Genomic DNA, 10,515 nt, shown 5'->3' with positions numbered 1-10,515 from the left:
TGTCCCGCCAGTACGCTCTTCCGGTCGCGCGGTCTGCTCCGCAGACACGACGCGCCGCCGCTACGCGGCGGAAGACGCACCGCACTCCGTGCGGTGTTCCGGGACTCCGTCCCGGGGTTCCGGGCCACTCCGTGGCCCGGAAGGCCAACTCCGTTGGCCTCGGGCTCGGATCGCTCCGCGATCCGGCCGGCGGACCGCGCTCCGCGCGGTCCTCAAGGCTGGCAAGGGGCCGGAGTTGGTGCCGCATCGTGACGGGGGTTCATAGGGGCATGCCCTGGCCGGCGTCCCGGGCTCCCGAACGGTCCGTCACTCGAGTAGCGAGGGCTCGGCCGCCCTGGGATTTGAGATCACCCTGGCAGGATCGGTCAGTTCCGAACAGTTCCTATGACCCAGGTGCGTCATCTTTGCTAGGCCGCTAGCTTATGGAGAGACAGGCCACCCCCGGCACATTGCAGGGACGGGGTCCGTCGAAGGAAACAGGCAACTCAATAAACGGCCATGAATTGCCTGCACTCAGCCTCTTCAGATCCCCGGCAATTCGAATTACAACCCAGATCCAACAGCCTATCAAAGCGTGCGCCAACCAGAGCAGAGTATCGGTTGGAAAGGAGAAAAGAATGTCGGGCAAAGAACTGTTCCCCCATCAAGTAGAAGCAGTCGACGCCGTCCTGAGGGCCCTGCAGACACCCGCCGACGGACACATGCCCGCCGAGGGACTGCGGACCCAGGTCATCGCCGCCACTGGCTCAGGCAAGACACTCATCGCCACCGAGGCCGCCCAGAAACTCGGTGCGAGGCGAGTGCTGGTCCTGGTCCCGACGCTGGGCCTGCTGACACAGACCGCGGCCGCCTGGCGGGAAGGCGGCCGCACGGGGCCCATGCTGGGGGTGTGCCGCCTGCGGCCCGAGGACTCCGACGGCATGCCCTGCACCACAGACCCAGCCGAGCTCGTGGAATGGACGCGCGGCCTGGACCGGGTGACGGTATTCGCCACCTACGCCTCCGTCGGCCGCCGCGTTCTCCAGCGCGCCCACGCTCAGGGCCTGGCCGTATGGGACCTCATGGTCGTCGATGAAGCCCACCGCACCAGCGGGGACGCCGGAAGGCCGTGGGCCGCCGTACACGACCAGACCAAGATCCCCGCAGCCCGCCGCCTCTACATGACCGCCACACCCCGCATCTGGGAAGCCGCCGAGGGCAGCCGTGACGGCACGCCGCAGCTGGTCGCAAGCATGGACCCCGACTCCCCCATCTACGGGCCCGTGGCATTCAAGCTGGGCCTGTCCGAGGCCATCAGCCGCGGGCTGGTTGCCCCCTATCAAGTGGTATGCGTTGACATTGCTGATCCTGAGCTGCACGAGGCCCATCTGGAGGGGGACTTCGGCTCGGACGCGGTACGCGGCGCCAGGCTCGCCGCCCTGCAAACCGGTGTGCTGACAGCCGCGATGCAGGAGCGGCTGCGGAAGGTTCTGGCGTTCCACAGCAAGATCAGCGAGGCCGAGGCCATGGCTGGCGGCTTTGTGGGGGCGGCGTGGAAGGCGTGGGAGGAGGAGCCGGGCCGGTTCCCGCGGCCGGACCGCGTGTGGGCGGACTGGCTCTACGGCGAGCACCCGCCCCGCCACCGCCGGGCGGTGCTGGAGGAGTTCGCCTCCGACGTCCTCGAGGGCGGCCCCGGCGACGAACCCCAGCCGGCCGCGCTGCGCGTGCTCAGCTCCGTCCGTGTACTCGGGGAAGGGGTCGACACAGCAAATTGCGATTCCGTCGCCTTTTGCGACGCACGAGGGTCAATGGTTGACATCGTGCAAATGGTCGGACGCGCACTCCGCATCCGTCCCGGAGAAGGGAAAATCGCGTCACTGATCGTTCCAGTATTCCTCGCTCCCGGCGAGAAACCAAGCGATCTCCTGACGTCGGACGGGTACGCGACCCTCGCGAAGGTCCTCGGGGCGCTGCGCGCGCACGACACCGATACGATCGAGGCTCTCGCCGACCCCAGGCGGCGCAGCGGCAATTATCCGACCCGGCGGGCGCGTGAGGACGCCGGAACCCCTCACGCGGGTGACAGCGACACCGGACCGGCCGGCCAAGCGGACGAAGACACCGAGGAGGCCGTCGAGAGTCCGGCCGCTCAGCTGGTCGCTGGTGGTGAAGCGGGCCCGAGCAGGCTGGCACGGGAACTGCTGAAGTTCTCCACCCCCAGGGACCCGGCGGTCCTGGCACAGTTCATCCGGCTACGGGTCATCAACCCCGAGACGGCCTTCTGGCGCCGCGGCATCGAAGCCGCCACCCGCTGGATCACCGAAACAGGGGCGCAGCAGCTGCGCGTGCCCTACGGGTACATCACCCCCGCCGAGTGGAAGCCTGCGGGGTTCCCGCTCGGGACATGGCTGACCGACCAGCGGAAATTCGCCAACCCCGGCAATCTCGACAGGACACGGGTCGAGGAACTCGACCGGCTGGGAATGGTCTGGTCCCACCAGGACGTCGCGTTCGCAGAAGGGCTGACAGCCGCCCGAGCATGGGCTGCTGTTCACGGGCATTTCCTCCCGCCCGCCACCGCCGTCTGGGACGGGTACCCGGTCGGGACCTGGGCGAAGAATCTACGAACCGCCGCCCGGCTCGCGGACACCATCGGCGAGCGCCGTGAGGCCGGCCTCCCCACCGGATCCAGCGCCAAAGCCCTCACCGAGGAACGACGTGAGCTGCTCGAGGAGATCGACGCAGGCTGGTGCCCCGCCTGGGACACCGGATGGCAACGCCACTTCCGCCTCACCCAAGCCCACGTCCAAGGCGGCGGGACCGTGCCAGCAACGGCGGGTGAGGTGATCGTACAGGGCGAAGACCTCGGACGCTGGGCAACAGCCTGCCGACTCGGCTGGGACAGCCTCACGCCCGTCCAGCAATGGCTCCTCGAAAACGTCCTTCACCTCACGCCGGCCGAGGAACACGAACGGCCCGTAAAACGCACACAGGACGACAAATGGGCCCTCAACCTCCGCGCCGCACAGCAGTACCACGCCCGCGAAGGCCACCTCAACGTACCCCGGAAGCATGTCGAACACCTGGCGCCCGCAGACGGCCCGACAGAGGGTCAGGGGGGCACTGAGATGCCTGTGGCCATCAAGCTCGGCATGGTCCTCGACAACATCAGAAAACGGGCCGACAAGCTCACCGCACAACGCCGTGCAGACCTCGACGCCCTCGGCATGCGATGGACCAGCAAGCGCGACGCAAAGTGATACGGCGAAGGTCGCCATCAGCAGTTGGGCAGTTGGCGCAGCGGTGGAGAGGCGTCATCGGCCTTGGCCGCCTGGTGACGTAGCGCTGGAGATCGGGTTCCCTGTTCGGCATGGAAATTCAAGGCAACTGCAGCGACCGGTTCGGTGCGGTACGGGAAGTGTTCGCCGGTTCGCTGCGCAGCGGAGCGGACGTCGGTGCCTCGGTGGCGGTCTACGTCGACGGCGAGCCTGTGGTCGACCTGTGGGGTGGTTACGCCGACCAGGAATGTACGCGACCGTGGCAACGCGACACCATCGTCAACGTGTGGTCCGTCACGAAGACGATGACCGCGGTGTGTGCTCTTGTCCTCGCTGATCGCGGCGAACTCGACCTGTCCGCGCCGGTCGCGAAGTACTGGCCCGAGTTCGGTATCGCGGGGAAAGACCGCGTGGAGGTCCGGCACTTGCTCGGCCACACCGCTGGTCTGCCCGATTGGGATCAGCCCATGACTCTCGATGATTTGTGTGATTGGGAGAAGGCCACCACCCTGCTGGCCCGCCAGTCGCCCCGATGGGAACCTGGCACGGGGTCTGGCTACCATCGGTTCACCCATGGCTTTCTGATCGGCGAGGTTATCCGTCGCATCTGCGGGCAGTCGATCGGTGCTTTCTTCGCCGACCAGATCGCCGGCCCGCTGGACGTGGATTTCCACATCGGTCTCGCGGCCGAACACGATCACCGAGTCTCCGACGGCATCCCCGCAACCGGCCCCGCGCCCGCGGCCAACCCGCAGGTGGCCGTCCCGGTCGGCGCTTATGTGACCGTCCAGGACACCTGGAGTACTCAGTGGCGCCGCGCCGAGATCCCTGCCGCGGACGGCTACGGAAACGCACGATCCGTGGCCGCTGTCCAATCGGTCCTCGCCACCGGAGGCCGGACACCCTCGTCACGCCTTCTTTCCGAAGCAACCTGTCGTGCGGTGTTCGACGAACAGTCCCACGGCACCGACCTCGTACTCGGCATCCCCTTACGCTTCGGCATGGGCTACGCCCTGAACGCCGACGACGCACCGGTCAGCACGACCAACCCCAGACCTGCTACTGGGGCGGAAGAGGCGGATCGCTGATCGTCAACGACCTCGACGCACGCATGACCATCGCCTATGTGATGAACCAGATGACCAACCTCGGCCTCACCGACCCACGCGGCCAAAGGCTCCTCCAGGCCGTCTACAAGTCGCTGACACGCTGACGGAGCAGCCGCCCCTTGTGGTCGGAGGCGCTCGGCACTCCCTGGGCCGGCAACCGCCATTGGCCAGCGCCGTCGGTAGGACAGCCAGCAGAGCGTCAGGGCCCGGATCCGTACGGATCCGGGCCCTGACGAGGGTGGTCTGCAGGATCTCGCAAGATCCGTGCCATGGAGCAGCCCTGTGACTTGCAGGTTTCTGCCTGTCTCACGGCTGACCGCCGGAGGGTTCCGTCTCACGGTCGTGTCATTTCTTATGGCTGCGGGATGGGACGCCTCTCGTCCCATCCCGCAGCCATAAGAATCAGCCCGGCCCTCGTGGGACTCCGTGATTCAGAGTGTCTTGACGGTGCCACCATCGATGATGTGGTCGGCACCAGTGATGTTGCCTGCGACGTCGGAGAGAAGGAACGCGATCAAGGCCGCGACTTCTTCGGGTTCGGTAATGCGGCCGGTAGTGATGTTGAAGGCTTCCGGGATCTGCTGAAGGAACGCGGCGTGCTCCGCCCCGGCTCCGGCAGCCACCTTGCCACCGAATCCCTCGGGGTCCTCCCATATGGCGGTGCGGACCACGCCGGGAGAGACGGTGTTTACGCGCACCCCCCGAGGCCCGAACTCCTCAGCCAGGGACTTGCCGAGTGCGGCCAGGGCCGCCTTGGCCGCGCTGTAGGCGACCGGGCCAGCGGCGGGCAGCCGCGAGTTGATGGACGAGACGTTGACGATCGACCCACGGCGCTCGATCAGGCTCGGCAGAGCTGCGCGGGCGGCACGGACGGCGCTGAGCAGGTTGAGGTCGAGGACGCGGGTCCACTGGGAGTCGTCGGTGTCGAGGAAGCCGACGGGCTCCACGTCGTCCCCAGCTCCGACGTTGTTCACGAGCAGGTCGATGCCGTCCAGTTCGGTGAGGGCGCTGTCCATGAGAGTGGCGACGCCTTCGGCCGTGCTCAGGTCGGCCGACACCGTGTAGGCGCCGGTTTCCTTCAACTCGGGCGTAATGGTGCGGGCGGCGCCGACGACGCGGACACCTTCGGCTGTGAGAGTCCGAACGGTGGCGAGCCCGATGCCCCGGCTGGCACCGGTGATGACGGCTGTCTTGGCGGTGAGGTTGAGGTGCACGACACTCCAGTTCTTGACCTTGAAGTACAAAATGTGGCCAGCAGTCACCCCGGGGGGAGCGAGTGCCGCGGTTCGGGTTAGAGAGAGCCGACCGTCGCGTCGATGACTCGGACGAGCCGATCAGGGCTTTCGGTAACACGCGCCAGGAGCCGCAGGCCCACGACTGTGTTCAGCAGCAGGCTTCCCAGGGCTGCGGGATCACGTTCCGGTGCGATCTCTCCTGAGCGTTGCCCTTCTTCGATCAGCGCACGGAAGGCGTCCTCGGTTCGGGCGAACATGCGCTGGACGAGTTCGGTTGCCACCTGGTCGGTGCCAGCGAGTTCTGCCGCCGTGTTCACGGCCATGCAGCCCCGGCGGTCCGGGTCGGCGAGGTCCATCTCGGCAAGGAATTCCAGCGTCTTGCGCAGACGCGCCTTGACCGGACCGGGCTCGTCGAGCATCTCGATGAGAGCAACGGCCTGGCTGTCGTGATAGCAGCGAAGTGCCCGCTCGAACAAGGCGTGTTTGCTGCCGAAGGTGTTGTAGAGGCTGCCCTTGCCGATGCCGATCGCGTCGACGAGGTCCTGCGGCGTGGTCCCGGCATACCCCTTCCGCCAGAACACATCCATAGCGTGTTCAACGGCGACATCCGGATCGAACTGCTTGGGCCTTCCCATGATCAGAACACTAGCACCATTCTTGACCTTGAAGTCAAGAACTGAAGTTCCGCAGCTACTGCACTGCCGTGACAACTCGTGCGCCGAACTGAGTTGCCTGCATGCCGCGGCCGCGCCCGGCGCGTTCAAGGAGGTGCTTCCCGAGGTCGTGTTCGAGGCGAGCGATCTGGGCTGCCAGAACGGGTTGGGTGGTGCCGAGAGCTCGAGCGGCCTCGCCGAGCGTCGGACAGCACAGCGCGACCGCGAAACGTCAGCTTGTTCCTTTTGGTCGGCACCGGTCATGTGGTCACTCTTTGGAATGATCGCAGGGTATGAGGGCGGCCTTCCTCGTGATCCTGAACTCTGCGACGAGATGCAGGAGCTCACAAGGAAGGCCGTGGGATGAGTGTGCTGGTGCGTGCTGGCGAACGGGACGCGTTCGCGGAGCTGTCACGCTTTCGGACGGCCTTCTACGGGTGTCTGTCCGCGCGGGCGGACGCGTTCTTCGAACTCACCGACGCGCTGCTGTGCGCGGACGGACCGACGCGGACGCCGGTGGAGCTGTCACTGCTCGCCGAGCACCAGCGCGGCTACGGCTCTCTGTACGGGCCCCTGAACCATGGCGGCTCGACACCGATGCCTTGTGTGACCTGCTGATATCCCTGCCTCTGCCACGGTTCGGCGGGCGGATCGTGCTCACCGTGGACGTTTCCCCGTGGTCCAGGCCGCCAAGGTCGCCGACGCCATCGCCGAACGGCAGGAAGCCTGCCTACCCGCCGAGTCGACGGCCGGGACCCTCACCGAGGAACGACGTGAGCTGCTCGAGGAGATCGACGCAGGCTGGTGCCCGGCTTGGGATGTCGGCTGGCCAAGGTCTTTTCACCTGGCCCAGCGGCATGCTGAAGCGGGCGCCATGCTGCCCATGAAGACCGGCGCTGTAGTGGTGCAAGGCGAGGACCTCGGACGCTGGGTCGCCGCCCAGCGCCTTGGTTGGGACAAGCTGCTGCCCGTGCAGGTGTGGCTGCTGGAGAACGTCCTGGGCCTTGCCCCCGTCGAGGAGGCCGAGCGGCCGGCACTCGGCCGGTCCGTCCCTGGTCGGCTGCCTCGCGAGGATCCGCGAACGGCCGTCCCGGGTCCTGCCGTTCGCAGGCATCCTGGCTGTGACCGGTGCGCTCGCCTGCACGACCGCCTGGTTCCTGCCGTTCTCACACGCAGTGTGGCTCGCCACCTCGGCACTGCGCGTGGCGAAGCCCGGGATGCGGTCGATGCGCGGCCGGGTGCGGGAGCGGGTGTGGGGCACCGCTGCGGGCGGCGGCCTTGCCGCGCTGCTGCTGTCCCCGGCCATGACGCTCGGCGTGCGCGCCGCTGTCATCGCCGCGGTGGTCTGTGTAATGCAGTTGGTAGGTGCCGCCCGTTACGGCTGGAGGTTCGGTGCTTGGTCGTTGTGTTTTCCGGGAGGCTGGAGGGGTGGTTTCCGGGGTGTTCCGTCTGTCTCCTGTCGGCGGGGAGGCGACGTTGTTGTTTCTTTGCCGGATTGCCGCTCGCCACCACCATGCTGTTCGCCGCGCGGGGACCGGCGTCCCGAGCCGGGCCGGGTACGGTCCCGTGTCACCGGTCGAGTGACTGCGTGCGCGCCAGCCGTCGGTAGAGGGCGTCCCGTGCCAGCAGTTCGGCATGGGTGCCCACCGCGCGGACGCGCCCCGCCTCCATGACCACGATCCGGTCCGCCGAGGTCACGGTGGACAGCCGGTGGGCCACTACCAGCACCGTGGTGTCCCGGGCGAGGTCGGCGATCGTCTCCCGCAGGGCCGCCTCGTTGGCCGCGTCGAGCTGGGAGGTGGCCTCGTCCAGCAGCAGCAGCCGGGGGCGGCGCAGCAGGGCGCGGGCGAGGGCGACGCGCTGCCGCTCGCCGCCGGAGAGCCGGCTGCCGCGGTGACCGACATCGGTGTCCAGCCCGTGCGGCAGCCGGTCGGCCACCGCGTCCAGCCGGGTCAGGCTCAGGGCCCGGGCGAGGTCGCCGGCGGACGGGTCCGCGGCGCCGAGTGTGAGGTTGTCGCGCAGGGTGCCCGCGAGGACGGGGGCATCCTGCTCGACGTAGCCGATGCGGGCGCGGAGGAGTGCCAGCGGCCACTGCCGTATGTCCCGGCCGTCGAGGAGGACGCGGCCGGAGTCGGGTTCGTAGAAGCGTTCCAGGAGGGAGAAGACCGTGGTTTTGCCTGCTCCGGACGGGCCGACGAACGCGGTCAGGCCGCGCGCCGGAACGGTGAAGGTGACCTCGTGGTGGACGCGCGGCGTCCCGGGGCGGTAGCCGAAGCACACCCGGTCGAACGCCACGCCCAGCGGCCCGCCAGCGGCGCTCCCGTCCTCCTCGCGAACCCCGTCGCTTCCGTCCTCCTCGCGGACCTCTTCGGCCCCGTCCTCCTCGCGGACCCGGTCGGTCCCGTCCTCCTCGCGGACCTCTTCGGTCCCGTCCTCCTCGCGGACCCGGTCGGTCCCGTCCTCCTCGCGGACCTCTTCGGTCCCGTCCTCCTCGCGGACCCGGTCGGTCCGCTCGGCCGCCAGCTCCTCGACGTCCCCGATGCGGCCGGCCGCCGCCGCCGCCATCTGTAACTGGCCCACCCCCTCGGCCATTTGGCTGATGCGCGGGGCGAGGGCGAACAGGTAGAGCAGGAAGGCGACCAGCGTGGACACCCGGATGTCGCCGGAGGCCACCCGCGCGCCCCCCACCCCCAGCACCACCAGGAAGCTGACCTGGACGACGACCGCCGATGCCGTCGCCGACACCGCCTCCCACGCCGCCGCGCGCACTCCGGCGCGGCGCGCCTCTTCGGCCGCCCGGTGCAGCGCCGCCGTCTCCTGCCGCTCGGCCCCGGACGCCTTGACGGTGCGGAAGGCGCCCAGGGCCCGTTCCAGGGCGGCCCCCATGCGTCCCACCGCTTCCTGCGTGCCCCGGGTGGCCCGGCCGATGCGCGGCGCCACGACCGCGACGAGGACGGCGACGAGGGCGACGACGGTGAGGGTCACCCCCAGCAGAACGGCGTCGAGCAGGCCCATCAGCACGACCGTCGCCACGGTCACCAGGGTGCCGGTGACGGCGGCGGCCACCATCAGGGGTGTCGTCTGGCGCAGCAGGGTCGTGTCGGACGTCACCCGGGCGATCAGGTCGCCGGGCTCGGCACGTTCCACCACGCAGACGCGGAGCCGCAGGATGCGGTCGGTCAGCCGGCATCGGGCCGTACGGACCAGGGATTCGGCCGAGCACTGCAACAGGTAGTGGCCCAGCCCGACGAGCACGGCCCCGGCGGCCACCAGCAGGCTGAGGACGACCACGGGCCCGGCCGCCGGCCGGCCGTGGCCCAGGTCGTCCACCACGCGCTCGGCGGCCAGCGGCTGGGCCAGGCCCAGGACGCTGCCCACGAGGCCGGTGACGACGCCGGCGGTCAGCCGGCCGCGTTGCGGGCGCAGATGCTCCAGCAGCGCCCGGTGCCCCGACCGGGGCCGGCCCGGTTCCGGGTGCGCCGCCGTGCCTGCCGGGGCGGCCGGGGCGGCCGGGGCCGTCATCGCCCGGCTCCGGGTTCGCGAGGCACGCGGTCACTCCACGGTGAAGAAGCGCTGGAAGTAGTCGGGCGCGGCGCCCTCGCCGACGAGGACGCCCTCCGCTTCCACCCAGGCGTGCGCGGCGAACGGCGGGCGGGTGCGGACGCCCACGCACCACGTGGGCCACCGCCCGTACCAGCGGCACAGCAGTACGGTGGCCAGGGAGCGGGGCAGGCACCCCTTGTGCCCTCCGGCGGCGAGGCTCACGGCGAGCACCGTCCGCCGGGCCGCGCTCGCCTCGGCCAGGGTCGCCGGCCGGGCGCCGGCCCGCAGCCGGGCCAGGACGGCGCGGATCCGCTCGGGCGGCTGCGTCGCCAGCACATGGGCGCAGCCCACCGCCGCGCGGGCGGTGAGACGGCGGGGGAAGGGGATGGAACGGGGGTGGTACGGGACCGCTTCCGGCGTTGTCATGCGTGCCTCTCTGTTGGGGGCGGGCCGTTCTCAGGGGGTGAGGAGGCCCGCGCCGCGCAGTTCGCTGACGATGCGGTCCACGTCCTCGGCGGCTCGGGCCGTGTCGATGCCCTCGTACCGTGTGGTCAGGAGGTCGACGGCTCGCTCGGCGCCGTGTCCGTCCAGCAGGGTCCGCAGCACCAGGGCGGCCGTCGGGTTGAGCGTCCAGTACTCCGCGCTCTTCTGGTCGAGCAGTGCCATGCCGTACTCGGTCTCGGTCAGCAGGACGCCGGGCCTCAGGGTGAGCACCGGT

The 10,515-nt window shown here is 69.3% G+C and carries 10 protein-coding genes; 4 read left to right on the top strand and 6 right to left on the bottom strand.

The window, feature by feature from the left end:
- Positions 1-617 precede the first annotated feature (617 nt).
- Positions 618-3,239 carry a DEAD/DEAH box helicase gene (locus tag LUZ64_RS32845; protein ID WP_095584264.1) on the top strand — a complete coding sequence of 874 codons (2,622 nt, stop codon included), beginning with the start codon at positions 618-620 and terminating at the stop codon, positions 3,237-3,239.
- A gap of 110 nt (positions 3,240-3,349) precedes the next feature.
- Positions 3,350-4,345: a serine hydrolase domain-containing protein gene (locus tag LUZ64_RS32840; RefSeq protein ID WP_232390508.1), complete on the top strand. Its 996-nt coding sequence runs from the start codon at positions 3,350-3,352 to the stop codon at positions 4,343-4,345.
- Positions 4,346-4,797: 452 nt separating this feature from the next.
- Here the strand turns inward: LUZ64_RS32840 and LUZ64_RS32835 are convergent, their stop codons facing one another.
- The 3 genes from LUZ64_RS32835 to LUZ64_RS32825 all read right to left on the bottom strand — a co-directional run bounded on the left by LUZ64_RS32835 (position 4,798) and on the right by LUZ64_RS32825 (position 6,471).
- Positions 4,798-5,580 (bottom strand): oxidoreductase, encoded by a 783-nt coding sequence (locus LUZ64_RS32835; RefSeq protein WP_095584267.1) that lies wholly within the window; start codon positions 5,578-5,580, stop codon positions 4,798-4,800.
- 77 nt (positions 5,581-5,657) lie between these two features.
- Complete coding sequence (locus tag LUZ64_RS32830; RefSeq protein WP_095584263.1) at positions 5,658-6,236, bottom strand: TetR/AcrR family transcriptional regulator; 579 nt, start codon at positions 6,234-6,236, stop codon at positions 5,658-5,660.
- A gap of 55 nt (positions 6,237-6,291) precedes the next feature.
- Positions 6,292-6,471, bottom strand: a complete 180-nt coding sequence (locus LUZ64_RS32825) for a helix-turn-helix domain-containing protein (protein WP_095584266.1) — start codon at positions 6,469-6,471, stop codon at positions 6,292-6,294.
- 146 nt (positions 6,472-6,617) lie between these two features.
- Here LUZ64_RS32825 and LUZ64_RS32820 point away from each other — a divergent pair, with 146 nt between their 5' ends.
- On the top strand, positions 6,618-6,872 hold the full coding sequence (locus tag LUZ64_RS32820; RefSeq protein WP_211305151.1) for a hypothetical protein: 255 nt from the start codon (positions 6,618-6,620) through the stop codon (positions 6,870-6,872).
- 503 nt (positions 6,873-7,375) lie between these two features.
- Positions 7,376-7,927, top strand: coding sequence for an FUSC family protein (locus LUZ64_RS37900; protein WP_170116923.1), 552 nt, complete (start codon positions 7,376-7,378; stop codon positions 7,925-7,927).
- On the opposite strand, the gene LUZ64_RS32815 is transcribed toward LUZ64_RS37900, so the two are convergent.
- From LUZ64_RS32815 to LUZ64_RS32805, 3 genes are read right to left on the bottom strand one after another with little or no spacing between them, the layout of a single operon-like run.
- Complete coding sequence (locus LUZ64_RS32815) at positions 7,824-9,776, bottom strand: ABC transporter ATP-binding protein (RefSeq protein ID WP_095584261.1); 1,953 nt, start codon at positions 9,774-9,776, stop codon at positions 7,824-7,826. The genes LUZ64_RS37900 and LUZ64_RS32815 overlap by 104 nt on opposite strands.
- Before the next feature lie 30 nt (positions 9,777-9,806).
- Positions 9,807-10,223, bottom strand: coding sequence for a lasso peptide biosynthesis B2 protein (locus LUZ64_RS32810; RefSeq protein ID WP_095584260.1), 417 nt, complete (start codon positions 10,221-10,223; stop codon positions 9,807-9,809).
- A 30-nt stretch (positions 10,224-10,253) separates the two neighbouring features.
- Positions 10,254-10,511 (bottom strand): lasso peptide biosynthesis PqqD family chaperone, encoded by a 258-nt coding sequence (locus tag LUZ64_RS32805; RefSeq protein WP_095584259.1) that lies wholly within the window; start codon positions 10,509-10,511, stop codon positions 10,254-10,256.
- Positions 10,512-10,515 lie beyond the last annotated feature (4 nt).

The organism is Streptomyces albireticuli, assembly GCF_021228125.1.
GTDB classification, from domain to species: domain Bacteria; phylum Actinomycetota; class Actinomycetes; order Streptomycetales; family Streptomycetaceae; genus Streptomyces; species Streptomyces albireticuli.
This window is presented reverse-complemented; position numbering and strand designations above follow the sequence as displayed.

Excerpts from the sequence above, each read along its gene's own strand:
- LUZ64_RS32845 (WP_095584264.1), top strand. The coding sequence starts at position 618 with ATGTCGGGCAAAGAACTGTTCCCCCATCAAGTAGAAGCAGTCGACGCC.
- LUZ64_RS32815 (WP_095584261.1), bottom strand. The coding sequence starts at position 9,776 with ATGACGGCCCCGGCCGCCCCGGCCGCCCCGGCAGGCACGGCGGCGCAC.
- LUZ64_RS32820 (WP_211305151.1), top strand. The coding sequence starts at position 6,618 with ATGAGTGTGCTGGTGCGTGCTGGCGAACGGGACGCGTTCGCGGAGCTG.
- LUZ64_RS32830 (WP_095584263.1), bottom strand. The coding sequence starts at position 6,236 with ATGGGAAGGCCCAAGCAGTTCGATCCGGATGTCGCCGTTGAACACGCT.
- LUZ64_RS32810 (WP_095584260.1), bottom strand. The coding sequence starts at position 10,223 with ATGACAACGCCGGAAGCGGTCCCGTACCACCCCCGTTCCATCCCCTTC.
- LUZ64_RS32840 (WP_232390508.1), top strand. The coding sequence starts at position 3,350 with ATGGAAATTCAAGGCAACTGCAGCGACCGGTTCGGTGCGGTACGGGAA.